Below are 24,863 nucleotides of genomic sequence, written 5' to 3'. Positions count from 1 at the left end.
AGAAGCCAAAGAGCCACTTCACGGTTAAGTAAAGTGGCTCTTTGTTTTTTACAGCCTCTTAGAATACTTGTTTATTCCTGTTTCCAGCCGCCGCCTAATGCCTGGTATGTTTTAACCCAGGCATTAACCTGTTGCATCCGGGTCTCGATAAGTTCGAACTTTGCCTCCAATGCGTCACGCTGCGTCATCAGGACCTCCATGTAATCTGCCCTTGCATACTTAAAGAGTTCGTTGGAGATATTAATGGACTGCGTAAGTGCCTGTACTTCCTTCTCTTTCAGGTCGTAGCTTTTTTCCAGGTTATCAATTTTTGTTAACTGGTTTACAACCTCAACATAGGCGTTTAACACGGTACGCTCATAGTTATAAACAGCCTGTATCTGCTTGGCGTTGGCACTGAAGTAGGTAGCCTTTATCGCATTTTTATTGATGAGCGGGGCAGTCAGGTCACCGGCCAATGTATATAGCAAAGACTCTGGTGATTTTAACAAATAGGACGGGTTAAATGCCTGGAAGCCTAAACCTGCTGTAATGCTCAGAGACGGATAGAAGTTAGCCCTGGCCACCTGCACATCCAGTTTGGCAGCAGCCAGTTCCAGCTCAGCCTGTTTAATGTCCGGGCGGTTCTCCAGTAACTGAGACGGAATTCCGGCTTTTATACTTTGCGGCACAAAATCATTAAAGCCATCAGCGTTTCTGGCAACTGGCTGTGGGTATCTGCCTACAAGAAAATTTAGCCTGTTCTCTGTTTCAGTTATCTTCTGCTGAATGGCATACTGCAGGCTTTTAGTGCGAAGCATCTGTGCTTCAAACCTGCGCACTGCCAGTTCGTTTACCCGTGTTGCCTCCTTCTGCATTTTTACGATCTCCAGCGCATTGGTCTGGATATCGATATTCTGCCTGATGATTGCAAGCTGATTATCCAAAGCCAGCAACTCGTAGTATGAATTGGCGATCTCTGAGACCAGGTTGGTTACCATAAAGTTTTTACCCTCTACGGAGGCCAGGTACCTGAGAACAGCTGCCTGCTTTGCATCGCGCAGCTTGTGCCAGATATCAACTTCCCAGCTTGCAAAAGCGCCTGCCAGGTAATCTTGCAAAGGCTCAGGCATTTTCTTATCGCCATCAATATTGGTGTTGGCCTCCATGGCCCCAATGTTGGTATAGCGTGCTACCTTGTCAACCCCTGCCGCACCTTTTAGGCCCACACTCGGCAGGTATTCTCCTTTTTTCGCCATCACCTCACTCTGGGCAATCCGGATTTCCTGTAAGGTAATGTTCAGCTCCTGGTTATTCTCAAGTGCCGTGTTGATCAGGGCAGCAAGATGCGGATCTGTAAAATAATTCTGCCACTTTACCTTTGCTACATTGGTGGTATCCAGCGAGTTGTTAAAACTCGCCGGTACCTCCGTGTTTACTGATTTTTGAACCAATGCCGGGGTGGTGCAGGATGAAAAAACCACCGCTGCACTGGCTACCCCAAAGCATGTATATATTATTTTTTTAAGCATGGTGATAGATCTCTTCTGTTAAAGGAATTTCATCTTCGTCTTTGATCAGCTTGCGTCCATCTGCCAGGTGGGCAAATATGTAGTATAGACCCGGCACAATGACTACCCCGAACACAGTTCCGAATAACATACCTCCCAGCGCAGAGGCACCGATAGTACGGTTACCGATAGCCCCTGCACCCGAAGCAATGATCAACGGAATAAGGCCGGCAATAAAAGCAAAGGAGGTCATCAGGATCGGTCTGAAGCGCACTTTGGCGCCCTCAATAGCTGCATCAAGTATAGTGGCTCCCTGTTGGCGCTTTTGAACGGCAAACTCCACGATAAGCACCGCGTTTTTCCCAAGCAAACCAACCAGCATGATCAGACCGATCTGGGCATAAATGTTGTTCTCCAGCCCCATCAGTTTCAGCAATAAAAATGAGCCGAACACGCCCACCGGTAACGAGAATACCACTGCCAAAGGAATGATAAAACTCTCGTATTGTGCCGCCAGCACCAGGTACACAAACAGCACCACGATGATAAACACATAAAGCGACTCATTGCCTCTTGTTGATTCGTCGTAAGAAAGGCCTTCCCATGCTATGTCGTACCCTTGTGGCAGGGTTTCCCTGGCTACCTCCTGCACTGCCTGAATGGCATCGGCTGTGGTATAGCCCTTTGCAGGAAGGCCCTGTATAGCTGCTGAGTTGTACATGTTAAAGCGTGTAACCTCGTTTGGCCCCTGCGTTTTCTTCAGCTTCATAAAGGCAGAGTATGGCACCATTTCACCCTGGTCGTTCTTCACATAAAGCTTCAGAACATCAGAGGGCAGCCTGCGGTACTGAGGGTCGGATTGAACGTATACTTTAAAGAATTGTCCGAACTTGATGAAGCCCTGCTCATAGGTGCTACCGATGAGTATGTTGAGGTTTTCCATGGCCTTGCCAATAGATACCCCCTTTTGCATGGCAAGCTTGTTATCGATCTCAAGCTCATACTGCGGATAATTGGCAGCAAAAAACGTGAACAGACCCGACAGTTCTTTTCGCTTGCGCAGGTTGTCCATGAACTCCTGATTGATCTTATCAAATTCCTGGTAGTCGGTATCAGTGGTTTTGTCAAGCAGGCGCAGCGAAAAACCACCTGAGGTACCAAAACCCGGAATTGCAGGCGGCTCGAAGAACTCTACAATGGCACCAAGCCCTTTCGATTTCTCCTCCAGTTCCTCCATGATCTCCTTAACATTGTGCTTGCGCTCCGACCAGGGCTTTAAGTTGATAAGGCATGTACCTGCATTGGAGCCACGCCCCTCTGTCATGATCTCGTAGCCAGCCAGCGAAGATACAGACTCTACTCCTTCCACTTCCTCGCATACTTTCTGCAGCATTTGAGAAACCTGGTTGGTTTTTTCAAGCGTGGATCCCGGAGGCGTCTGGATAATAGCATAGATCGTTCCCTGGTCTTCGTTCGGAATAAACCCTGCAGGTAGTACTTGGTTCTCATAGAAGATACCGGCACCAAATGCCAGCAGGATACCAAACGTAAGCCAACGACGGTTCACGATTGACTTTAACAAGCCAACGTATTTGCCAGTAAGCTTGACAAATCCGCTGTTAAAACTATCCAGCGATCTGGTAAGCAGGTTTTTCTTTCTTTGCTTGCCATGGTTGTTTTTCAGTAGCATGGCGCAAAGCACAGGGGTAAGTGTTAAGGCTATGATGGCCGAGATAACAATGGAACTGGCCATGGTAATAGAGAACTGCCTGTAAAAAGTACCTACAGGCCCTGTCATGAACGATATGGGCATAAACACAGCCACCATTACCGCTGTGATCGCGATAATCGCCCCGCTGATCTCTCCTAACACTTTTTTAACTGCAGCATAAGGCGTAAGATGTGGTTCCTCTTCCAGCTTGGCATGGACGGCCTCTACCACCACAATTGCATCATCTACCACAATACCGATGGCAAGTACCAGTGCAAAAAGCGTAACCAGGTTTATGGACAAGCCAAAGAACTGCAGTACAAAAAACGCCCCTATCAACGATACCGGAACAGCCAGGATGGGAATAAGCGTTGAACGCCAGTCGCCCAGGAAAATAAACACCACCAGGGCCACAAGTATAAATGCGTCCCGTAAAGTATGGATCACCTGCTCAATGGAAGCATCCAGGAACTGGGAAACGTCATAGCTGATCTTGTATTCCATGCCCGGAGGGAAAGTGGCTTTCATTTCCTCGAGCTGCGCCTTTACTTCTTCAATTACGTCGCTGGCATTACTGCCATAGTTTTGCTTTAATACAATGGCCGCAGAAGCCTGCCCATCCAGGTTGGAGTAGATATCAAAAAACTCACTTCCAAGCTCAACTGTGGCTATATCGCTCAGGGTTATACTTTCACCGTTCGCGTTTGCCCGGATGATGATGCCCTCATACTCTTCCGGCTTGTTGTACCTGCCTTTGTAGGTAAGCACATACTCCAGTGACTGTGCCGCTATACCTGAGCTTTGTCCTAAGCGCCCCGGACGACCGATAATACTTTGTTCGCCTAAAGCCTCCATTACTTCTTCTACAGAAATATTGTAGGCGCGCATGCGGTCAGGGTTAAGCCATACACGCATGGCATATCGGCGGCTACCCAGTATCTGTGCCCTGGCCACCCCTCTGATACGCTGTATCTCCGGTATCATCTTCACAGTGGCATAGTTGAAGAGGAACTTCTCGTCCATGCTCTTCTTCGTGGAATAGAGGTTGACGTACATCAACATACTCGGCTGAATCGGGGTTATTACCACGCCTTCCCGCTGCACCAGTTCAGGTAAAAGCGGCATTACCTGGTCTACCCTGGTCTTTACTCTTATGACGGCGTCGTTAGGGTCGGTGCCTGGTTCAAAAATTACTCTGAGCGTGGCCTCTCCGGCACTTGTGGCATCCGTGGCAATGTAACGCATGTCCTGCACACCGTTTATGGCGTTTTCAAGGGTTATCAGCGTCGATTTTACCAGCACATCCGCACTGGCACCGGGGTAAGCTATGAATATGTTGACTGTGGTTGGGGCGATCTCGGGAAACTGCGAAATAGGCAGCTTTTTGATAGCGAGGGTTCCTACAAACACAATCATGACCGATATTACAATTGCGAATACGGGTCTGTGTATGAATTTATTAAACATTTCTGTGCTTTTAATGGGGATTTCTATTCAGCATACAAGTCTAGCTTTGCCAACACGGTGGCAGGATTCTGGTACTTATACTTGATCTTGTCTTTCTCACGTACCAGGCGCAAGCCCTCAAGCAAAATCTTGTCAGTCTCCTTTAAACCTTTCTGTACTACATAAATGTGGGGCATTTCGGCTGCAACAGTTATCTCTCTGGATCTGACTATATTATCCTTGTCTACCACGAACACAAACTTTTTGTCCATTACCTCGAAAGTCGCTTTCTGAGGTATGAGCAATGCATTCTTAAAGGGCACCCCCATCTGAATATTACCAGTTTCGCCGTGCCTCAACAAACCATCAGGATTAGGGAAAGTGGCTCTGAATGAAATATTACCGGTTTCGTTATTGAAATCAGCTTCAATGGTTTCCACCACACCCGGGTAATCGAACAGCTTGTTATTGGCCATAAGAAGCTGCACTTTCATGGTGCTGTCTTTCTTTGCCTTCGTCTTGTATTCAAGGTACTCGGCTTCCGGAACGTTGTAGTAAACCCACATTTTACTGTTATCAGACAGGTTCGTGAGCAGATCGCCTTCTTCCACCAAGCTTCCCTGCCTTACCAGGAAGCGGTCAACGATGCCATCAAAAGGGGCTCTGATCTCCGTGAATTGCAGGTGAACGCGCGCCAGTGCTAACTCAGCGTTAGCCTTGTCCATTTTAGCTTTAGCCATGGCCAGTTCATTAGGAGACACAATGTTGCGGTCAGCGAGGGTTTTCGTGTTCTGGTATTCGATCTTGGCAAAATTGGCTTCGGCCTGCGCTTTTTGCAGTTCGGCCTCGTACAGGTTAGGCATGATCTGGAAAAGCAATTGTCCTTTTTTAACCATTTGCCCTTCGTCTACAAATATTTTCTGTAAGTAACCTCTTTCCTGCGCTCTTACCTCAATATGGCGAATAGAGCTTATCTGGCTTACATAATTTTCGGTAAGGGTGGTATCCGTTCTGATCGGACTGGTTACCAGGTAGCTTACCTCATGTTCTTTGTTATCTTCTCCTTTGGATGAGGTACAGCTGGTTTGAAACGCAAGGGCGCACACGCCTGCGAGCATGAGAATTTTCTTCATGATGATGAAAATGAAAAATCTTTAAATTGAAAAAATGAATATGGGAGGTGTATAGGTATACACATGCACACTTACCATGGCGTTGGCAATGGAATCATGGGCAAAAAAGAATGGAATAGCTAAACAGGCCTTTGTGGGATGCCTGTTTTGATAATTACATCAAATCCGGAAAACCTGGAGTAGGATATGCTTTCTGTAAGAAGAGAGCTGATATAAAAGATCAGATAAGGTTGTGCCCTTCTGAACATAGTGGAACAAAAATCCGACTATGAAGGCACATATAATGGAAGAAAAAAGTTGAATGTTCTTTAAAAGCTTGTTAAAAGCTACCAACTCATCTTCTTCTATCTCAAATTTGGTAAAAACAAAAGTGGCAGGATCCTGATCTGTTGTACTGGGCACAGCGGGCCTGAAATAAAACAAGTCAGTGGAAAGAGAGGCCTCATGCCCTGCAATATCCTGAATTACAGCTGATACTTTTGGGGTTGTAGAAGCAGATATCTCCCTGGTCTGTGCAGACATCAAGCTGTATCCGCTTAATAAGAGGATACTAAGAATAAGAAGATATTTAAGGACTGCCTTTATCATCTGTGGCACAAAATTACATGAAGATCAATAGAAGGCAATGTTTTACGGATTACTTTTTAAACATTGATCGGCTTTCATGCATATTGCTACATCACAAATGAATGATAAGGCGAATAGGTTCAATAACAATGTCTGCAAGCTTTATTTTTGGTTGTAAGCTTTAACAGCTAGCAGCAACATCGATATTTAAAGTACTTCACAAGTTATACTTTACCTCCTCCACATACCCCATCAACTCCGGGAAAAAGGCTTCGAATTCAGTGGCGTACAACGTATAATTCTGCTCCAGTTCATGTACAGCAGTCTCCATGCCCGATGCAAAGGAGGCGCGGCGGCTCATGCCTGTTAAAGCCCTGCCCACTCCTTCCAGTTCGGCATAGCTTAGCAGCCAGTTATGGCGTTGCATGTGCTCGAACGTATACTTCATGCGCTCAGGCAGCAGGTGCAAAGATTCACGCACGATACTGTATACTTTGTCGGTGTAGTCGGCCAGTGGCTCAGAGGCATAGTGCTCGAATTGGCTGGCCAGAAAATGGTCGTAGAAAATGTCGGCGATAACGGGGGCAAACTTACGGTACTGTGGCCGTAGGCGGGCTTTGGTTGCGGCTACGATCTCGTGGCTGTCGGTGTAGGTGTCTATCAGGCGGTGCAGCTTTATACCTTTGGCAACCTCTGGTGTGTATAACTCCACTTGCCTGCCTTTCACGGTATCGGCTATAAAGTTGCCGAGCAGCAGTTCGGGGTTGTCTCCGGATAAGAAAGCATGGGCCAGAAAGTTCAAATCGATAGTTGCGTTAGAGGTTGCTTAAAACAATAAGGGCTAGAGCCTGTTTAACAAGCTGTACTAAGTATAACACGCGGATAAACCCTTATCAGTTTAGCCCCGTAATCAAAACACACTAGCACAAAGTATAAATCTATGGAAAACAACCAGAACAAACAGGAAAACCTGCGCAAACTTATAGATATGATCAAAGACGTGGACATTGCCATGATGACCACCGTGGACGATGACGGCAGCCTGAGAAGCCGCCCCATGCGTACCCAGAAAATTAATGAAGATGGCGTACTGTGGTTTTTCACAGGCTACGAGTCTGGCAAATCGCATGAGATTAAGGACAACAACGCGCACGTAAACCTGAGTTACTCAGACCCGGATGACGAACTGTATGTATCGGTATCGGGTAAGGCCACGCTTAGCAAGGACAAGCAGAAGATAGACGAGCTCTGGAACCCTACACTCAAGGCCTGGTTCCCAAACGGCAAAGACGACCCGAATGTGGGACTTATTAAAGTAACCATTGACAAAGCCGAATACTGGGACGCTCCAAACAGTACCCTGGTGCATTTGTATGGTATGGCAAAAGCAGCCATAACCGGCGAGAAAACCAGACCCGGCGACAACGAAAAGATAAACATGTAAGTATAAAAAATACCTATAGCTTGAAAGCGCACCTGCCAAACATTTGTGTCTGGCAGGTGTTTTCATGTTAAGCCAAATCTTTATATTTAGGTATAATCTAAACCCTTACCCTTTGCAGCACGACAGCACGACAGCACCACGCCTGACTACCCTTACCTTATTCGGTGTAAAAGACGGTCACCTGAGATGGGGGCTTTCCCAAATGGGCACTTCTGGTCCTCGATTAGATAAAGTGCCGGGCTTACTCTTTTACAAACTGTTAGGCAGCGGGCATGGCAAAGGGTTTAGCATCAAGCCAAATTTCCGGCGATACGGCATGCTGTGTACCTGGCAAAGCGAGGAGGCCGCGGATGACTTCTTGAACTCTTCTCCCATGTTGCAGGAATATAGCTGCCATACATTTGAATCCTGGACGGTAAAGCTGCACACGTACCAAACGCATGGGCAATGGGACAAACAGGAACCCTTCTCCCCTATTTTAGCGAGTAATTATACTTCCGGGCCGATTGCCATACTTACCAGGGCAAGTATAAACTGGCTGGCCTTGCCGAATTTCTGGCGTTTTGTTCCCCAAACCAGCAAGGCTTTAGATAATGCCGAAGGGTTGATCTGCTCTATTGGCCTGGGGGAATTACCTTTTGTGCGTCAGGCTACCTTCAGTGTCTGGGAAAGTATGGAAGCCATGCGCCAATATGCTTACAAGCACCCGTTCCATAAAGAGGTGATGCGGCGTACAAGAGCCGAGAACTGGTACAGCGAAGAGCTTTTTGCACGCTTCAAGCCTATCGCCAGCCAGGGCACCTGGAATGGTGTAGACCCACTGGCAAATGTTTTGAAGTCCTTAGCTTAAATTCGGGTTTGTCAAAATACTTCATTCTGGCGCGAATCTCCAGATTCGTGACTAATAAGTAAGGTTGAGTCTTCCCGGGACTCCGCCCGGGACTGGCTTCCTCAACTGGCTCGGAGAGCCAAATTGCACGCTGGCAGCTAGACTCCTTAGAACCGAAGTATAGATTTCACCAGATGAAATAACCCAGTTGGTTTATAAGGCATGAATTAAACCCGCCAACCCAAAAAGCACTATAGCAAGGCTGCTAGCTACATTTAAGAGTTTGATAACCCGTGGGTCTTTCACAAGCTTGCCCAGAGTTGCCCCAAAGCAGGCCAAGGCCAACTGTACCAGCAGGCTACCCGCAAAAATGGCAGCCGCCAGCAGCACCACATCTGTAAATCCGGTAACCGGCGTAACCAACTGCCCCGAAAATCCCATAAACATCACCACCGTAAGCGGATTGACTATAGTAAGCAGGTAGGTAGACGCAAGATATTTAATACCACTTTCGGGAGTAGTCTGTGCTTCGCTTGGTTTCAGGTTAAACCCTCTTATACTTCCCCGCATCATCCAGAGCCCAAAAAGCAGTAATACGATGGCAGCCAGCACCTCAAAGTATAAATGATTAACCTGCAGAAACCCCACGATGAGTGTACCAACAGAGAAAGCGATGATCCCATAAGTAAAATCAGCCAGGGCAGCACCGGCGCCGCTCATCACACCACTTTTAAGCCCGGCACTTAGGCCTCGGTTTATGATCAGGATAGCGATCGGGCCAATGGCAATGGCTATCGTTAACCCAAATACAAATGCTTTTATCATGATTTATACTTTTAAGCTTTTACTGAAGACGGGCACAACGTAAAAGGGACGCAGCAATGCATTTCATTTTTTCATCCGTTGCATGATGTCTTCCAGTAAATCTACCTGTATCTGCTGAATTTCCAATAAACGTTGGTTCTGCTGAATAATGAGGTGGTCTATTTTCTCGTGCAGCAGGCGTATCTCCAGCTCTGCTTTCAGGTTTACCTGGTAGTCGTATTGGGAGCGCTGCCGGTCTTTGGCATCCTTCCGGTTCTGGCTCATCATGATGATGGGTGCCTGAATAGCAGCCAGGCAGGAAAGTATCAGGTTTAGAAGTATAAACGGGTAAGGGTCGAAAGGGCGTGAGGCGACAAAGTATAAATTTATGGCGATCCAGAGGAACAGGAAAAAGAAGAAGATCATGATAAAGGTCCAGCTGCCGCCAAAAGAAGCGATCTTGTCCGAAAGCCTCTCCCCGAAGGTAAGCTTCACCGTCAGTTCATCCTCGATGTTGGAAGAGAGCAGCTCGTGCTTGTTTATACTTTGGATCACCTCCTCCTCCAGATCCGAGATCTCCCCCATCTCGCGTTTAAGCAGCTGCTCCAGGTATTTCTTCCGGTATGCGTTCAGCACCTTCAGGGAGATATAATGCTTATCCTCAAAATCTGGGTGGTCCTCCTTAATCAGCTCCAGAATGCTTTTACGGATACTGGTACCAGCCACCAACTGCTGTAAAGGCAGGTGTTTCTTTGTGATAAAGCAATAACCCGTGTTCCGATGGTTTTTCATAAGCAGCAACAAGCACCTACTATAAATACGAGTTCTGCTCTAAGTTTATACTTGCGTAAGTGCCATGCACAACAAATAAAAAGCCGCAGGTTTGGCTGCGGCTTCAATTGCTAGTTCATCGGGTTCTGGTCGGGGGCTATTTCCTGCACCACGCGTTTTAAATGCGCTGCCAGGCCATCGTAGGGTCTGTAACCCCGGCTTACCAAATGGATGTTAGTTCCGTTCAGGATAAACAGGCTCGGGAAAGCGGTTGCCTGCAAATGCTTAGCGATCACGAAGTCCTGCTTGGTCTTTTCAATCATCTCCTCTGAGTTGAAACGCTCTAAAAAAGTATCTTCCTGCACATCAAACTGAGAAGCTATACTTGCCAGCACCTCGGGGTTGGTTACGTCGTTGTTATTGGCATAAAAGGCACGCTGCACCGCCTCGACCATTTCCAGTTCCATTTCTGGCTTCTCGTAGCGCATGGTTACTATGGCACGGCATGCAGGCTCGGTGTCGTACACAAAGTCATCGCGCTCAAAAAAAGTATAGTCAAAGGGCTGTCCGGTAACCTGGTCCACATCGTTCCAATGCTGCATGATGCTCTTTTTCATCGGCTCTTCCAGTGGCTTCTCGGTTCCGGGTCTCAGGCCGCCCATTACCAGCTTAAACTGCAGGTTGCCCTGCGTTTCTTCTATCGTTTTCCGGATAACAGGCGCAAACCCGTAGCACCACGAGCACATCGGGTCCATCACGTAAATCAGGTGAAGTATATCCAGTAAGTCTTCTTTCTGCTTTTCCATCCTATTATATTTTACGCAAAGGTAGTCTAATCGGACCGGTGATTAAAGGGATTAACCGGTGATTAAGGAGATTTTAATGATTGTATATGGAAATAACATTGATTGTAAATTGAAGGATTCGTCTGGTTTGTGTCAATGAAAGATTACTTTTTTGTAAAGTATACTTTAAGCAAAGGTGGTTAACACACCCCTAGCCCCTCTGAGGAGGTAAGGCCATTTAGTTTTAACGGTAATTGTCCCCTTGAAGGCAGGGGCGTTTCATGCTAATAAAAAAGAGAAAAAACGTCTGTCATTCTGTAAAGAAACTTGTGAGAAGGGAGGTTAAGCCTATACTACCAACTGGGTGTAAAGCCAGTTGAGAACACCTTTTGCAATGAGTAAACGGCCCTCTATGACCTATAGTCGCAATTTTCAAACTTCCGTTTTCACTTGTCCTCAAGGGGGAATCGTTGTATTACTATATTAAAGGTTTACCAAACGGCGCGGTATAAATCTACGAACGATTACACACCCCTGCCCCTCTCAAGAGGGGAATCATGCACGAGCAAAATTCCCCTCCTCTGTACTAGCCAAAATGAGAAATTTGAGCTAGAGAGTGTAGCTCTTTAAGGATGGGTTAAGCAGTATGGTTGAAAACTGGATATCGCAACTTGAAAGAACTAATGAATGAAATGGCTAAAGCATCAAAAAAATATCAGCCAGTAATCATTTTAATCATTAAAATCACCTTAATCAGTGGTCAAACAATCCAACAATTAACAATTAACAATTAACTTAGCGGTTTAACAAAGAACAAGCGAATTCAGAATAAGAGATGTCAGAGTATAATTTCAACCAGATTGAGAAGAAATGGCAGCGTTACTGGGAAGAGAACCAGACGTTTAAAGCCAAAGCCACCAGCGATAAACCAAAGTACTACGCATTGGATATGTTCCCGTATCCGTCGGGTGCAGGTCTGCACGTAGGCCACCCGCTGGGCTACATTGCCTCTGACATCGTGAGCCGCTACAAGCGTCTGAAAGGTTTTAATGTGTTGCACCCGATGGGCTTCGACTCGTTTGGTTTGCCAGCCGAGCAGTACGCCATCCAGACGGGCCAGCACCCTGCCATTACCACCGAGCAGAACATTGCCCGCTACGTAGAGCAGCTGAAGAACATCGGTTTCTCTTTTGATTGGGAACGTGAGATACGCACTTCCGACCCAAGCTATTACAAATGGACGCAGTGGATCTTTATGCAGCTGTTCAACAGCTACTACAATTATACTTCGGATAAGGCCGAAGGCATAGACAAGCTAATAGCGGAATTTGAGGCAAACGGTAACGCAAACGTAAACGCAGCCTGTGACGATGATACGCCAGCTTTTACAGCCGAAGACTGGAAAGCCATGAATGAGCAGCAGCAGTCTGAAATGCTGTTAAAGTATAGATTAACCTATGTAGCCGAGGCCGTAGTAAACTGGTGTCCTGCCCTGGGTACGGTACTAGCCAATGACGAGGTTGTTGGGGGCGTTTCGGAGCGTGGCGGTTACCCGGTAGAGCGCAAGAAAATGCGCCAGTGGATGATGCGCATCACAGCCTATGCCGAGCGTTTACTGCAGGGACTGGAAGAGATCGACTGGCCAGAGCCTGTAAAGGAAATGCAGCGCAACTGGATCGGTAAATCGGTGGGTGCCGAGCTGGACTTTGCCATTGAAGGTGATGGTCATATAAAAGTATTTACAACCAGAATTGACACTATTTTTGGGGCCACTTTCGTGGTACTGGCCCCAGAGCATGAACTGGTAGCACAGATAACCACACCAGAACAGCGTGAGCAGGTAGAGGCGTATGTAAACGTGGCCAAAAACCGTTCGGAGCGTGAGCGTATGACGGACGTGAAAACCGTGAGCGGTGTGTTTACAGGCGCCTATGCCATCAACCCAATTTCTGAGGAACGTGTGCCAATCTGGATTGCCGACTACGTGCTGGCAGGCTATGGTACAGGTGCCGTTATGGCCGTTCCGGGTCACGATAGCCGCGACTATGCTTTTGCCAAGCACTTTAACCTGCCTATCAGGCAAGTTGTGGAGGGTGGCAACATTGAGGAAGAAGCCTACGCAGCCAAAGAAGGCAAGATCATCAACTCTGGCTTCCTGAACGGCCTTGAAGTGAAAGAAGCCATCAAAGCCGGAATTGCCAAAGCCGAAGAGCTTGGCGTAGGTAAAGGTAAAGTACAGTTCCGTATGCGCGATGCCGTTTTCAGCCGCCAGCGTTATTGGGGCGAGCCGGTTCCGGTATACTTCAAAGATGGTGTTCCGCACCTTTTAGAGGACAAAGAACTGCCATTGGAGTTGCCAAAGATCGACGCTTACCTGCCAACCGAAACCGGAGAGCCGCCACTTGGCCGCGCCGTGGACTGGAAGTATGACGGGCAGTATGAGTATGAACTGAGCACGATGCCGGGTTGGGCGGGTAGCAGCTGGTACTGGTACCGCTACATGGACCCACAAAACAACGAGTCTTTCGCTGACAAAGATAAGATAACCTACTGGCGCAACGTGGATTTATACATTGGTGGTTCTGAGCATGCTACGGGTCACTTGCTATACTCACGCTTCTGGAACAAATTCATGTTCGACCTGGGGTTGGTAGTGGAGCACGAGCCATTCAAGAAGCTGATCAACCAGGGCATGATACAGGGCCGCTCTAACTTTGTGTACCGCATCAATGGCACAAATAAGTATGTCTCTTTTGGCCTGAAAGATCAGTATGAAACATCGCAGCTGCACGTAGACGTGAACATTGTTGAGAACGATGTGCTGGACCTGGAAGCCTTTAAAACCTGGAGACCAGAGAATGCCAATGCGGAGTTTATACTGGAAGATGGTAAGTATAACGTCGGCGTTGAGATCGAGAAGATGTCGAAGTCGAAGTATAACGTGGTAAACCCGGACGACATTGTAGAGCGCCAGGGCGCTGACACGCTTCGTATGTACGAGATGTTTCTGGGCCCGCTGGAGCAGTTCAAGCCTTGGAACACCAACGGCATGGACGGTGTAAACAAGTTCCTGCGTAAGTTCTGGAGGCTATTCCACGACAACGACGGAAACTTCGCTGTATCAGATGATGCCCCTACCGCAGCCGAGCTGAAGACGTTGCACAAGACCATCAAGAAAGTAGAGGAAGACATTGAGCGTTTCTCGTTCAACACGTCGGTTTCTACCTTTATGATCTGTGTGAACGAACTAACCCAGCTGAAAACCAACAAGCGCGCTATACTGGAGCCGCTTACGGTTATACTTTCGCCTTATGCGCCACACATTACCGAGGAGCTTTGGGAGAAACTGGGCCACACCGAAAGTATAAGCCATGCCGCTTTCCCGGAATGGAAAGAAGAGTACCTGGTGGAGAACACATTTGAATACCCGGTTTCGATAAACGGCAAAACTCGTACTAAAATGACATTTGCCCTGGATGCTCCGAAAGACGAAATGGAGAAAGCCGTATTGGCCGATGAACAGGTGCAGCGCTTCATGGAGGGCAAGCCTGTCAAAAAAATGATTATCGTTCCGAACAAAATCATTAACGTGGTAGTATAAGGTTACTCCATCTTACCAATTAACTTTTAAAGAGCCGCACAAGCTGAAAACTTGGCGGCTCTTTGCTTTTAGTCCTGTTCAGGTCCGTGCCCTGCATTTTTTCGTACAGAAAGTATAAGCTTTCTCCATATGCTACGGATACTTATACCCACGGACTTCTCAAAGAATGCCATGACAGCCATGCGCACTGGACTTTTGCTGGCCAAAAGCTTTGGTGCCGAGGTAGTATTTATGCACGCCATGTCGAAGCCAATGGTGCCGGCAACCTCTCCTGAGGAAGTATACAGCAGCATGTTTGAGAACGACCGCCGTGAATTACACGAGAAACTACGCAGCACTTGCCAGAAACTATACGAAGAGGTAGCACTCAGACCCAGTGAAGTACAAAAGCAAGTACTGGTTATGACGGCCCCGATACCCGAAACCATACTTCAAGTTACTGCAAGCCAGAGTATAGACTTGGTGGTAATGGGAGCCGGAGGCTTAAATAGCATGAAAAACCTGTTATTTGGCAGTAATACCCTTCAGCTAATGAACCTCACTCCTGTTCCTTTGCTTGTAGTACCCGAGGCACATGAGTTTAAGGGCTTCAGGCAGATCTTTACAATAGTTCGGAACAAAGACCTTGGTTACCGGGATGGGTTGCGCTTGCTGGCACGGTTTACACGCAATTTCGGGGCTACAGTAAGCTTCCTGGTTGTACAGAAGGCACAGGACCCGCTGCCTCACCTTTCCGACATTATTGGAGCCGAAGCGCTTACAGAAGAGTTTCGGGCCTTAAGCCACGAAGTAAAGGGCGTGCAAAAGGATGAATTGATACAGAACTACATACATCAGCCACAGGCAGACCTTTTTGTTTGGTTACCCCGCAAAAGGGGTTTCTGGTCCGATTCCTACACAGAGGACCTGGTAGAAGAAGTGCTGTCGGAGCATCAGTTGCCTATACTTGTTATCCCTCCGGAAGACCATAAGGAAATTTCCTAAGCTATGGGTGGCTTCGGGGTGGTACCGTTTTATGAGTTTGCCATAATTCTTATTCTGGCTGCCCTGTTCGGTTTTATCGGCCAATTGTTAAAGCAACCGCTCATCGTAGTATTCCTGGCGCTGGGCATTTTAGTAGGCCCCTCCGCGCTGGACCTGATAACCTCCCCGGATAAGATCAACCTGCTATCTGAGTTGGGCATTGCCATACTTTTGTTTCTGGTCGGCCTTAAACTGGACCTTAACCTGATCCGCTCGATGGGTAAAGTAGCCATCACCACAGGCTTGGGCCAAGTAATTTTCACATCCGTTTTTGGCTTTGTCATCTGTGTCCTGCTAGGTTATAGTTATGCCACCTCGCTGTATGTAGCTATTGCCTTAACTTTTTCCAGCACCATCATTATCGTAAAACTGCTTTCCGACAAAAAAGAGATTGACTCACTGCATGGCCAGATCGCCATAGGTTTCCTGATCGTGCAGGACCTTGTGGTGGTGTTTCTAATGATCGGCCTGACTGCACTTGACAGAAGCACGGAAGGCCAAATCATCTACAACATTCTAAAAATGTTTGGACGCGGCGTGGTAGTGCTTTCCGTGTTTGCCATACTTACCGCCTTTGTTATACCAAGGCTTGTACAATACCTTGCCAGGTCCCAGGAGCTGCTCATACTTTTCTCTATTGCATGGGCATTAACTGCAGCAACAGCCAGCGACCTGCTGGGCTTTAGCAGGGAGGTCGGGGCATTTCTGGCTGGGGTTTCGCTGGCATCCTCCCCTTTTCGCAGTATTATTTCAGGGCGTATGGTCAGCCTGCGCGATTTTCTTTTGTTGTTCTTCTTTATACACCTGGGGCTTAACCTCAACCTTGACCTGATCGGTGACCAGGTACCGGAGGCATTGCTGCTCTCTGTGTTCGTGTTGGTGGGTAACCCGCTGATCGTGATGGTGATTATGGGTTTGATGGGGTATCGTAAACGCACCAGCTTCCTGGCCGGGCTTACCGTAGCCCAGATAAGTGAGTTCTCCCTGATCTTTGCCTCACTGGGTTATACTTTGGGACATATCACCGAAGAAACCATAGGCTTGGTTACCTTGGTAGGTATGATTACCATTGGCCTTTCTACCTACATGATCATCTACTCACACCAGTTGTTCGACCGGCTGTCACCTGTACTGGGTATTTTTGAGAAGAAGATCCCTTACAGAGAAGATAACCTGCAACTTGATCAAGTTAAGTCGCCGGATGCCATATTGTTTGGCCTGGGCAGATTTGGTGGCAACATTGCGCTTGCGCTTCAAAAAGACGGCTACCACATACTGGCAATAGACTTTGATCCGAAACAGGTTAAATTCTGGAGAGCGCAGGGGATATTGGCGAAGTACGGCGACATAGAGGACCCGGACCTGCCGGAACAGCTGCCACTAAACAAAACGAATGTGGTTATCAGTAGCCTTGCGGACGTGCAGTTAAACCTTGGCCTGATCCGCTTACTGAAATATACCGACTACAAAGGAAAAATAGCCGTTACCGCACACCGTGCTCCGGACGCCTTAACGCTACAAAAAGAAGAAAATGTAATTGTGTTGCTGCCTTTTGCCGATGCAGCAGATTCTATTGCATACAAGCTGTTTAAAAGAACAGAAGAACTGGATGCCATATAAAAAAGCGGGAGTACCAGTTAGCTGTTGCCTGCTGGTACTCCCGCCCAATAAGGTTTGGTTAGTAAAGTTTAGATAGAATACTATTTATCTTGAGTAGGTGTATTAATTTGTTCTGGTTGTGGGTCTAGTTTAAGGGAAGACCTAAGTTTTACTAAAAGTTTAGCTATCGTCGTGGCTTCCTCTTCCGAGATTCCAAAAAGCTTCTCATCCAGGTCAGGCAGTGAACTATCGATACCCTCGAGCACTTTAAAGCCTTTATCCGATACAAGTATATTTACCAGCCTTTTATCAGACGCGTTTTGGGTAACTGTAACAAGCTCTTTTGCACTTAACCGGCTTACAAGCCTGGAGGCATCAGACATTTTATCCAACAGTTTCTCTCTTAAGAAAGAAGTTGAGACAGGTTTTGGGTACTGATCGCGCAGAATACGCAGGGCATTGTACTGCTGAAAAGTCAGGCCAAATTGTTTAAAAAAGTTTTCATAAGTATTGTAAAGTATACCCTGGGTATACAAAATACTCATGCTGGCCTTTTGCCATTCGTTCCGGAAGTATTTGTAGCCAACTTCTTGCTCTAGATTCATCTTCTATAAAGTGGTGTAAGTGCTAATCAATATTAAAAATAAATATTTAATTTTTAACAGAATCATTAAACTTTTTTTGCTGTAATCATAAAAAGTATTAATAATTGCACATAATCAAGTATAAGGAACATTAATAAGTACAGGTAGCGGACAAGATAAGGCCGTAATTAAGTTAAGTTGCAGCAGTGTTTAATTAAAGAAAATAACTGATTGTTTTTCCCAACAAAATTAACTCCGTGGAGGGGAATTTTACTCGTGCATGTAAATCCCCTCTTGAGAGGGGTGCAGGGGTGTGTTTACACCTGCCTGGTTTATCATATATCGCAACTTGAGTTAATCGTTGAGCCTGTTTAGAGTTCATTAAAATTTACTCTGCCAGCCCTTGCTGCGTGTTTTCAGCAACAAGTATATAGCCAACGTCTTTTAATTGTTGGTTAAAAACACCAACAATGGCGAGGTCATACTTCTTATCTAAAACTCTAAACAGCTTCTACGTTAAAGCAGACCTAAACTTGCTTTAACGGCCTTCGTCAATTTTGATGCCACTAGAAAGTATGAATCATCGATCCAGTCTTTAATAAGTTGATCTTGCAGACCTGCCTCTGGCAACACGGTGTTCCAGTGCGTCTTGCTCATGTGGTAACCCGGAAACACCTTATCTGGATATTGCTCCCGTAGTTCAATTGCTTTTTCGGGCAGGCATTTCAGGGCAATCCCCTTCTCATACTCCGACAGGCTGCAAAGGGCAAACATCTTGCCTCCTACTTTGAAAACCAGCGTATCCTCATCGAATGGCAGTTCCTCGGTAACGCCGGTCTTGGCAAGGCAGTATTCTCTAAAAGCTTCTATGTGCATTTGTAATAACTATTGTGTGATCCACTCCCACTCGTGCCCATCCCAGTACAGCCAGTTTGCAGTGTTCTTGTCAGTGAAAAGTATAAAGGCAGTGCCAACGTTTTTCGCAACTCCCGAGCCAGCCGTTAACCTATCCTCGGCTTTCCAGCCTATCAGCCAGTTCCAGTTGGCGCCGCCCAAGCTGTTTTGATTACCAGCACCAAAAATATGCAGGGAGTCAGTAGCTTGCTCCAGAACGATCATGCCTCTCCTACCCGAGGCTTTTTCGACAACCACAGCGGCTAGATCCAGGTTTTTATCTCCGTTCACGTCCACGTTCAGATAAAACGGGTTGATGCGTGTATCGAATGCATACCTGTTCTTGAATGACTCCTTTTCCAGGGTGCTCAAGCTCCAATGCGGCAGTTCCATCACCACCATATCTGCCTCGTCTATCTTTTGTTGCCCACAGGACATCAGGCAAAGTATAAACAGGCAGGAAAGTATAAAGCTACTTTTTCTTTTTATCATAGCAGGATGCAGACTTGGACATTACTTTATACATAAAAAGGAGAACCCTTAGATCCTCCCCTATATCATTTATGACTACTGCCTGACTCCCAGGATCATTAGTCTTACAGGTGCTTAAATATAAAATAAATTGCGCCAGCCAAAAACATCAGAATTGAAATTTTATTGATGGTGTGCATGGTACGCAAGTTGAAGTTGGTTTTGCGGTTTGGGTCCTCCTTCCGGAAGAAATAGGTCGCCACCTCCTTAAAATCGAATAGTCCTTTCATATTTTCAGTTATCAGTAAGCATTTAACAGGAAACAGAATTGTCCGCTATACTTGTAACAATCAAATCTATAGAATGATTTACAGCAGCTCTTATTTGCTACTCTTCCATAATCACTGGCTCAATCCACTTGTTGTCTTCGCGTATCAGCTCAATCAGTTCGTCCACGGCCCTGTCGGCTGGCACTGATTTTTTGATGACGGTTTGGCCACGGTACAGCGCAATCTTGTCTTTGCCCACGCCTACGTAACCGTAGTCGGCATCTGCCATCTCGCCGGGGCCATTTACAATGCAACCCATGATACCGATCTTCACGCCTTTCAGGTGGTCGGTGCGTTTGCGGATCATGGCGGTGGTTTCCTGTAGGTCAAATAAAGTACGGCCACAGCTTGGGCAACTGATGTACTCGGTCTTGCTCATGCGCGTACGGGCAGCCTGCAAAATACCGAAACTCAGGTTATTCAGCTTGTCTATGGTGGCCAGCAATTCAGGTTTTTCCTGCTCAGGCAGTAACTCGGTGCTCAGCATCACGCCATCTCCGAGGCCATCAATCAGCAGGCCACCTACGTCAGTGGCGGCATACAATTGCACCTGGTCGGCAGTTAGTTCACCTTCATACTCACGTTTGATGATGCACGGATTTTTAACGCCGTTGTTTATCAGTTTAAAGAAAGCCCTGCGCAGCTCAGGCATGGCATGCGCGTTGCTTGTTTGCAGCATAAGTACAGCCGTGGCATCCTGCTTTAACTTGTCCATTAACTCTGGTGTGATGTCGTGGATGGTGACAAGTATAAAATTCAGTTTCGAGTGGCGGTCCGGGTTGCCCAGGTATACTTCTGCAGGGATCAATGGGTGGCGGTCTTTGCGTTGCTCTGCGCTTAGCCAGGCTTCGTAGTTCACGATCTCCTTGAGGCCGTTTGGCAGCATAAAGGTTATCGGGTTGTTGCCGGTATAAATGTAGTCTGCTCCCAGGTCATTCATGTTAAACTTATCCAGCAACATCGAGTACAGGTGGCCCACACATTTCAAGTCGGCATACTTGATGTCTTCTACGCGGCTGAGGTCGGCTACTACACGCGGTACGTTTATCCCCCCGATGTTCTCCACTTCGCTGGTTTCGCGGCGGTGATACTGGAACGGGTCTATCGGTACTTCATTTATTTCCTCGATAGGGGCAGCTTTTTCGGCCCGGTTAAGGTAGCGGTCTATCAGAGCCTGCGCCACGGGAGCCTCTGCCTCCGGGGCTTCGGTAAGCGACACGCGCACGGTATCTCCCAGGCCATCTTCCAGCAAGGTACCAATGCCAACAGCCGATTTAATGCGGCCATCCTCAGCCTCGCCGGCCTCGGTTACGCCCAAATGCAGCGGGTAAGGCTGCAAACCCTCCTCTTCCAGTTTCTGTACCAGCAAACGATAGGCCTGCACCATTACCTGTGTGTTAGAGGCTTTCATCGAGATCACGATGTCGTAATAGCCTTCGTCCTCGCAGATGCGGATAAACTCCAGGGCGCTCTCTACCATGCCAAGCGGCGTATCGCCATAGCGGCTCAGAATTCTGTCGGATAAAGAACCATGGTTGGTACCGATACGCATGGCAGTGCCGTGCTCTTTGCAGATGCGCACCAGCGGCACAAAGCGTTCCCGGATACGGTCAAGCTCTGCCTGGTAAGAGGCATCGTCGTACTCGATTACCTGAAACTTCTTTTTATCGGCGTAATTGCCTGGGTTCACACGCACTTTCTCTACTATACGCGCCGCTACTTCCGCAGCATTTGGCGTGAAATGGATATCGGCCACCAGCGGTACGTTATAGCCGCGCTTACGCAGCTCTTCGCGTATATTCTGCAGGTTTTCGGCCTCTTTTATACTTGGCGCTGTAATGCGAATATACTCACAACCGGCCTCGATCATACGGATGCACTGCTCCACAGAGCCCATCGTGTCCATGGTGTCAACGGTGGTCATGGACTGCACCCTGATCGGGTTATCCCCTCCCATGGGGACGCCGCCAATGTTTACGACACGTGTTTTTCTGCGCTTGTAGGATGTAAGGCTAGGGCAATACGATTTATTCATGGTATGTTATGCGTCTTCTGCTCGAATGGATAACTAAAGTTCCGCTGGCTTTGTTCAACGGGTACATTACGTAAAATTAGCATCAATATTTTAAACCGGCACAAGTATAAGGCTGTGCATTATAAATTTTTAGGATTTTGAAAGTATAGTTTGCGCCAGTTATACTTGGGTAGTTGCAATTTTCTAACAATCGGGTACTACTTATACCCTAAATTTTGAGGAAATCGTAAACAATAGCATTACTTTCTTTTCCGGGCACCGTACTTTTATCGGGACTTCCATATGATGTTTTTTGAACTGTAACTTATTATCGGGCACATATGATTCCTATGCGCAATTTCTTTCCTTCGCTTTCTCCGTTAAAACTGCAACAGCTAAAACGCTGCTCTAACCTGCAACAGGAACAGTTGGCCGAAGCAATTAAAATTACCAAAGACTGCGTGTTGGGTTTTCTGAAGCGGCAACTGGAGAAAGGCCACTGGAAAGAAGTGCTGGACGTGCTCAAAGGCAAACCCATGACCAAGGCCGGAAAGTTTTTTTACAACGAACTTCGCGGAAAAGTAGTGACTACACTCATGATGCGCCTGGGCCTGCGGCGCTTTATTGCCGTCGGGATAGCCATTGTGCTGGTGCCGCTTATACTGGCCACTGTGGCTGGCGAGGCAATGAGGAGTGTGAAGAAGTAGGGTTTAGGTTAACGGTTAGTACAGGCTGTGGACGAGGCGCAGCCGAAGTATAGAGCCTGTGCAGGGTTACCAGAAGATGTTTTACTATTTAAGTCTGGCAAAGTCTCTAACCGTAAAGTGTTCTACTGTATATCTCCCTGACTTTTTGATGAAGGTCATAATGTTCCAGTATCCGATGCCACTAAATACTTTAGAGCTTTCTTCTACATATTTCAAAACATTGCCTTTGTCACCTTCTTCTATTGCACTAATAATTGGACCGAAGTCCTGAATAGAGTCTACATCAGGTTCAATGATGAATTTGGGATTTGACCCCACAATCCTGTTGTTTTCCCAAATTCTACTATCACTATAAGAAATAGCTATATCATCATTCCAGACGATTCCGTAGCCTATTCTGTCTTGCACGTCTACTCCCCTGATATAATAAAGAGTGTCTGCCACACTTAAATCTATTCCTAAGCTGTCATTTATAGCTTTGAATAGCTCTTGTGCTTCAAGTATTAGCTCTTTGTCTTTTTTTAAACCCTTTTTCCGCTTCATTGCCTCTACTACTGATTGTGAGAAAGCAGTATGACATAAGGTGAAGATAACTATAAGGGCAAAGACTTTTTTCATTTCAGTTACTGGTAACTATCCGCTAGCAGGAGTACCTACTCCTACTATCTGCACTATGTATGGAGTTGAACTGATTATAGAGAAAAATACCCTACTACCATCCAATACTACCATAGCACTTAGCTAATGTACTTCTTTTCTCCTAATTGCCAATAAAGAAAAAAGGGAGAAATTGCTTCCTCCCTTTAGCTTATTTCAGTAAAACACTTACTTCAACAGTTCGTCGTAAGCCTGCTTTACTTTTCCGAAATTAAACTGCTGCAAAATGAGCTGCATTTCCTTAGCTATTTCGGCGTTGCACAGGTTACCGATGCTACCTTCATGTGTATGGGTTACGGCTGCCGGGGCTGAGAAATTGCCGGCTTCTATACTTTCGCCAACCACTTTGTAAGCATCCCGGAAAGGCATTCCTTCCAGAACCAGGGCATTAACGGCATCCACGCTGAACAGGTATTTATACTTGTCGTCGGTAAGAATGTCATCTTTTACTTGTACATCCTGCATCATATAGGCCATCATCTGCAGACAGCTTTTCAGCTCAGAAAATGCCGGGAAGAGGTTTTCCTTCAGCAACTGCAGGTCGCGGTGGTAACCAGATGGCAGGTTGATGAGCAGCATGGAGATCTCCGTTGGCAGCGCCTGCAGTTTGTTACATTTGCCACGCAGCAACTCAAACACATCGGGGTTCTTTTTATGCGGCATAATGCTGGAGCCAGTCGTGAGGTGGGCTGGTAGCGTTATAAACCCGAAGTTCTGGCTCATGTACAGGCACAGGTCCATGCTCATTTTGGCAAGCGTAGCCGCTACCGAGGCCATAGCCGTAGCCACAATCTTCTCCGACTTGCCACGCCCCATCTGGGCATATACCACATTATAGTTCATACTTTCAAAGCCAAGCAATTCGGTCGTCATCTGGCGGTTAAGCGGGAAAGACGAGCCATAGCCTGCAGCAGAGCCAAGTGGGTTTTTGTCGGCAATTTTGTAAGCTGCCAGCAGCAGTTGCATATCGTCTACCAGGCTTTCAGCGTAGGCCCCAAACCACAAACCAAACGACGAAGGCATAGCAATTTGCAGGTGTGTGTAACCAGGTAGCAGCACATTTTTATACTTTTCGCTTTGCGCCTGCAGGACATCGAAAAGTGCTTCTGTGTCGTGCACCAGTTCCTGTAGCTGGTGGCGGAAGTATAGTTTCAGGTCCAGCAACACCTGGTCGTTGCGTGAGCGGCCGCTGTGTATTTTCTTACCAGCCTCCCCTACACTTCTGGTCAGTTCCAGCTCCACCTGCGAGTGTATGTCCTCTACTCCTTCCTCAATCTTAAAATCACCGGCTTCAATGCTTTTGTAAATGGCTTTCAGCTCGGCCTGCAGTATGTCTAGTTCTTTGGCTGAGAGCAGGTTTATACTTTGCAGCATGCGGGTATGGGCCAAAGAGCCGAGCACATCAAACCGCGCCAGTTCCATGTCCAGTTCTGCATCTTTGCCAACGGTAAATTTCTCTATCTCTGCGGCAACGCTAGTGCCTTTCTGCCAAAGCTTCATGGGGTTAATTTTGAATGAGTGATTGAGTGAATGAATTTATAGTTCAGTTTACTGTTTTATACTGTTGTTGTTTTCTGTTATTCTTTCTGGCTACTTTTCTTCCTCAGTTTTACTTGCCAATTGTTTCACATCAAGCTTTGGTGCGCTCAAGGCCGCGTGGCCTCGCCTTTTGGCATCGCGCGGTGTACCTGAAGCTGCCTTCGCTCCGTTCGGCACCGCAACAGCTACAAGGCGCTCAACCTAAAGGCTGGGATGGACACTTCTTTGCTTGCGACTGTCGCAACTGGGAAGAAAGTATAAACAGTAAGGTAGAATTCCCCTCTTGAGAGGGGCGAAGGGGTGTGTTTACATCTCTCCTCCAAAGCAAAATGCCTTAGCAATGTGCACCACCGACGATTTTTTGTTTGAGCGTTCAGCGAGTTCAAAATCGTCTTGACTTTTTTGCCTACTTTTTTTGTCAAGAAAAAAAGTAGGGCCCAGCCGGCGAGGCGAAAAGCTGGCTTA

The 24,863-nt window shown here is 47.0% G+C and carries 21 protein-coding genes; 6 read left to right on the top strand and 15 right to left on the bottom strand.

Annotation, left to right across the window (positions count from 1 at the left end; translation table 11 throughout):
* Nucleotides 1-71 precede the first annotated feature (71 nt).
* The 5 genes from AC4BAP_RS10685 to AC4BAP_RS10665 all read right to left on the bottom strand — a co-directional run bounded on the left by AC4BAP_RS10685 (nucleotide 72) and on the right by AC4BAP_RS10665 (nucleotide 7,149).
* The gene (locus tag AC4BAP_RS10685) at nucleotides 72-1,511 is read right to left on the bottom strand and encodes a TolC family protein (RefSeq protein WP_490582635.1); all 1,440 of its coding nucleotides are present in this window, start codon (nucleotides 1,509-1,511) and stop codon (nucleotides 72-74) included.
* On the bottom strand, nucleotides 1,504-4,668 hold the full coding sequence (locus AC4BAP_RS10680; RefSeq protein ID WP_490582634.1) for an efflux RND transporter permease subunit: 3,165 nt from the start codon (nucleotides 4,666-4,668) through the stop codon (nucleotides 1,504-1,506). The genes AC4BAP_RS10685 and AC4BAP_RS10680 overlap by 8 nt, the downstream gene beginning before the upstream one ends.
* A gap of 23 nt (nucleotides 4,669-4,691) precedes the next feature.
* Nucleotides 4,692-5,780, bottom strand: a complete 1,089-nt coding sequence (locus tag AC4BAP_RS10675; protein ID WP_490582633.1) for an efflux RND transporter periplasmic adaptor subunit — start codon at nucleotides 5,778-5,780, stop codon at nucleotides 4,692-4,694.
* Nucleotides 5,781-5,939: 159 nt separating this feature from the next.
* A complete protein-coding gene (locus AC4BAP_RS10670; RefSeq protein WP_490582632.1) occupies nucleotides 5,940-6,302 on the bottom strand; it encodes a hypothetical protein in 363 nt (120 codons plus the stop codon).
* Between the two features lie 262 nt (nucleotides 6,303-6,564).
* Nucleotides 6,565-7,149 (bottom strand): acyl carrier protein phosphodiesterase, encoded by a 585-nt coding sequence (locus tag AC4BAP_RS10665; RefSeq protein ID WP_490582631.1) that lies wholly within the window; start codon nucleotides 7,147-7,149, stop codon nucleotides 6,565-6,567.
* A gap of 138 nt (nucleotides 7,150-7,287) precedes the next feature.
* On the opposite strand from AC4BAP_RS10665, the gene AC4BAP_RS10660 reads away from it, so the two are divergent.
* Both AC4BAP_RS10660 and AC4BAP_RS10655 read left to right on the top strand, forming a co-directional pair.
* Nucleotides 7,288-7,791 carry a pyridoxamine 5'-phosphate oxidase family protein gene (locus tag AC4BAP_RS10660; protein ID WP_490582630.1) on the top strand — a complete coding sequence of 168 codons (504 nt, stop codon included), beginning with the start codon at nucleotides 7,288-7,290 and terminating at the stop codon, nucleotides 7,789-7,791.
* A 112-nt stretch (nucleotides 7,792-7,903) separates the two neighbouring features.
* Complete coding sequence (locus tag AC4BAP_RS10655; RefSeq protein WP_490582629.1) at nucleotides 7,904-8,641, top strand: DUF3291 domain-containing protein; 738 nt, start codon at nucleotides 7,904-7,906, stop codon at nucleotides 8,639-8,641.
* 192 nt (nucleotides 8,642-8,833) lie between these two features.
* Here AC4BAP_RS10655 and AC4BAP_RS10650 read toward each other — a convergent pair whose 3' ends face one another.
* From AC4BAP_RS10650 to AC4BAP_RS10640, 3 genes are all read right to left on the bottom strand, one after another.
* Nucleotides 8,834-9,445, bottom strand: a complete 612-nt coding sequence (locus AC4BAP_RS10650) for a LysE family translocator (protein WP_490582628.1) — start codon at nucleotides 9,443-9,445, stop codon at nucleotides 8,834-8,836.
* 63 nt (nucleotides 9,446-9,508) lie between these two features.
* The gene (locus AC4BAP_RS10645) at nucleotides 9,509-10,216 is read right to left on the bottom strand and encodes a DUF1003 domain-containing protein (RefSeq protein ID WP_490582627.1); all 708 of its coding nucleotides are present in this window, start codon (nucleotides 10,214-10,216) and stop codon (nucleotides 9,509-9,511) included.
* A 110-nt stretch (nucleotides 10,217-10,326) separates the two neighbouring features.
* Nucleotides 10,327-11,001 (bottom strand): DsbA family protein, encoded by a 675-nt coding sequence (locus tag AC4BAP_RS10640; RefSeq protein WP_490582626.1) that lies wholly within the window; start codon nucleotides 10,999-11,001, stop codon nucleotides 10,327-10,329.
* Nucleotides 11,002-11,815: 814 nt separating this feature from the next.
* Between AC4BAP_RS10640 and leuS the strand changes: the two genes are divergently transcribed.
* The 3 genes from leuS to AC4BAP_RS10625 all read left to right on the top strand — a co-directional run bounded on the left by leuS (nucleotide 11,816) and on the right by AC4BAP_RS10625 (nucleotide 17,224).
* Nucleotides 11,816-14,581 carry a leucine--tRNA ligase gene (gene leuS / locus AC4BAP_RS10635; protein ID WP_490582625.1) on the top strand — a complete coding sequence of 922 codons (2,766 nt, stop codon included), beginning with the start codon at nucleotides 11,816-11,818 and terminating at the stop codon, nucleotides 14,579-14,581.
* 129 nt (nucleotides 14,582-14,710) lie between these two features.
* A complete protein-coding gene (locus AC4BAP_RS10630) occupies nucleotides 14,711-15,565 on the top strand; it encodes a universal stress protein (RefSeq protein WP_490582624.1) in 855 nt (284 codons plus the stop codon).
* Nucleotides 15,566-15,568: 3 nt separating this feature from the next.
* Nucleotides 15,569-17,224, top strand: coding sequence for a cation:proton antiporter (locus AC4BAP_RS10625; protein WP_490582623.1), 1,656 nt, complete (start codon nucleotides 15,569-15,571; stop codon nucleotides 17,222-17,224).
* A gap of 80 nt (nucleotides 17,225-17,304) precedes the next feature.
* On the opposite strand, the gene AC4BAP_RS10620 is transcribed toward AC4BAP_RS10625, so the two are convergent.
* The 5 genes from AC4BAP_RS10620 to ispG form a co-directional block, all read right to left on the bottom strand.
* Entirely contained in the window at nucleotides 17,305-17,808 is a 504-nt protein-coding gene (locus AC4BAP_RS10620) for a MarR family winged helix-turn-helix transcriptional regulator (RefSeq protein ID WP_490582622.1), read from the bottom strand.
* Nucleotides 17,809-18,303: 495 nt separating this feature from the next.
* Nucleotides 18,304-18,663, bottom strand: coding sequence for an MmcQ/YjbR family DNA-binding protein (locus AC4BAP_RS10615; protein ID WP_490582621.1), 360 nt, complete (start codon nucleotides 18,661-18,663; stop codon nucleotides 18,304-18,306).
* Between the two features lie 9 nt (nucleotides 18,664-18,672).
* Nucleotides 18,673-19,173: a hypothetical protein gene (locus AC4BAP_RS10610; RefSeq protein WP_490582620.1), complete on the bottom strand. Its 501-nt coding sequence runs from the start codon at nucleotides 19,171-19,173 to the stop codon at nucleotides 18,673-18,675.
* Between the two features lie 104 nt (nucleotides 19,174-19,277).
* The gene (locus tag AC4BAP_RS10605) at nucleotides 19,278-19,442 is read right to left on the bottom strand and encodes a DUF6728 family protein (protein WP_490582619.1); all 165 of its coding nucleotides are present in this window, start codon (nucleotides 19,440-19,442) and stop codon (nucleotides 19,278-19,280) included.
* Nucleotides 19,443-19,539: 97 nt separating this feature from the next.
* On the bottom strand, nucleotides 19,540-21,516 hold the full coding sequence (ispG, locus tag AC4BAP_RS10600; protein ID WP_490582618.1) for a (E)-4-hydroxy-3-methylbut-2-enyl-diphosphate synthase: 1,977 nt from the start codon (nucleotides 21,514-21,516) through the stop codon (nucleotides 19,540-19,542).
* A 329-nt stretch (nucleotides 21,517-21,845) separates the two neighbouring features.
* Here ispG and AC4BAP_RS10595 point away from each other — a divergent pair, with 329 nt between their 5' ends.
* Nucleotides 21,846-22,202, top strand: coding sequence for a hypothetical protein (locus AC4BAP_RS10595; protein WP_490582617.1), 357 nt, complete (start codon nucleotides 21,846-21,848; stop codon nucleotides 22,200-22,202).
* Nucleotides 22,203-22,286: 84 nt separating this feature from the next.
* On the opposite strand, the gene AC4BAP_RS10590 is transcribed toward AC4BAP_RS10595, so the two are convergent.
* Nucleotides 22,287-22,820, bottom strand: a complete 534-nt coding sequence (locus AC4BAP_RS10590; protein ID WP_490582616.1) for a hypothetical protein — start codon at nucleotides 22,818-22,820, stop codon at nucleotides 22,287-22,289.
* A gap of 207 nt (nucleotides 22,821-23,027) precedes the next feature.
* Nucleotides 23,028-24,359, bottom strand: a complete 1,332-nt coding sequence (gene argH, locus AC4BAP_RS10585; protein WP_490582615.1) for an argininosuccinate lyase — start codon at nucleotides 24,357-24,359, stop codon at nucleotides 23,028-23,030.
* Between the last annotated feature and the right edge of the window lie 504 nt (nucleotides 24,360-24,863).

The organism is Pontibacter sp. GD7, from assembly GCF_058216375.1.
This window is presented reverse-complemented; position numbering and strand designations above follow the sequence as displayed.

Bases quoted from the DNA above. Each gene is read 5' to 3' on its own strand.
- AC4BAP_RS10610 (WP_490582620.1), bottom strand. From the start codon at position 19,173: ATGATAAAAAGAAAAAGTAGCTTTATACTTTCCTGCCTGTTTATACTT.
- AC4BAP_RS10605 (WP_490582619.1), bottom strand. From the start codon at position 19,442: ATGAAAGGACTATTCGATTTTAAGGAGGTGGCGACCTATTTCTTCCGG.
- ispG (WP_490582618.1), bottom strand. From the start codon at position 21,516: ATGAATAAATCGTATTGCCCTAGCCTTACATCCTACAAGCGCAGAAAA.
- AC4BAP_RS10645 (WP_490582627.1), bottom strand. From the start codon at position 10,216: ATGAAAAACCATCGGAACACGGGTTATTGCTTTATCACAAAGAAACAC.
- AC4BAP_RS10620 (WP_490582622.1), bottom strand. From the start codon at position 17,808: ATGAATCTAGAGCAAGAAGTTGGCTACAAATACTTCCGGAACGAATGG.
- leuS (WP_490582625.1), top strand. From the start codon at position 11,816: ATGTCAGAGTATAATTTCAACCAGATTGAGAAGAAATGGCAGCGTTAC.
- AC4BAP_RS10625 (WP_490582623.1), top strand. From the start codon at position 15,569: ATGGGTGGCTTCGGGGTGGTACCGTTTTATGAGTTTGCCATAATTCTT.
- AC4BAP_RS10675 (WP_490582633.1), bottom strand. From the start codon at position 5,780: ATGAAGAAAATTCTCATGCTCGCAGGCGTGTGCGCCCTTGCGTTTCAA.
- argH (WP_490582615.1), bottom strand. From the start codon at position 24,359: ATGAAGCTTTGGCAGAAAGGCACTAGCGTTGCCGCAGAGATAGAGAAA.
- AC4BAP_RS10640 (WP_490582626.1), bottom strand. From the start codon at position 11,001: ATGGAAAAGCAGAAAGAAGACTTACTGGATATACTTCACCTGATTTAC.
- AC4BAP_RS10590 (WP_490582616.1), bottom strand. From the start codon at position 22,820: ATGAAAAAAGTCTTTGCCCTTATAGTTATCTTCACCTTATGTCATACT.
- AC4BAP_RS10630 (WP_490582624.1), top strand. From the start codon at position 14,711: ATGCTACGGATACTTATACCCACGGACTTCTCAAAGAATGCCATGACA.
- AC4BAP_RS10660 (WP_490582630.1), top strand. From the start codon at position 7,288: ATGGAAAACAACCAGAACAAACAGGAAAACCTGCGCAAACTTATAGAT.
- AC4BAP_RS10685 (WP_490582635.1), bottom strand. From the start codon at position 1,511: ATGCTTAAAAAAATAATATATACATGCTTTGGGGTAGCCAGTGCAGCG.
- AC4BAP_RS10680 (WP_490582634.1), bottom strand. From the start codon at position 4,668: ATGTTTAATAAATTCATACACAGACCCGTATTCGCAATTGTAATATCG.
- AC4BAP_RS10650 (WP_490582628.1), bottom strand. From the start codon at position 9,445: ATGATAAAAGCATTTGTATTTGGGTTAACGATAGCCATTGCCATTGGC.
- AC4BAP_RS10615 (WP_490582621.1), bottom strand. From the start codon at position 18,663: ATGCACATAGAAGCTTTTAGAGAATACTGCCTTGCCAAGACCGGCGTT.
- AC4BAP_RS10670 (WP_490582632.1), bottom strand. From the start codon at position 6,302: ATGTCTGCACAGACCAGGGAGATATCTGCTTCTACAACCCCAAAAGTA.
- AC4BAP_RS10595 (WP_490582617.1), top strand. From the start codon at position 21,846: ATGCGCAATTTCTTTCCTTCGCTTTCTCCGTTAAAACTGCAACAGCTA.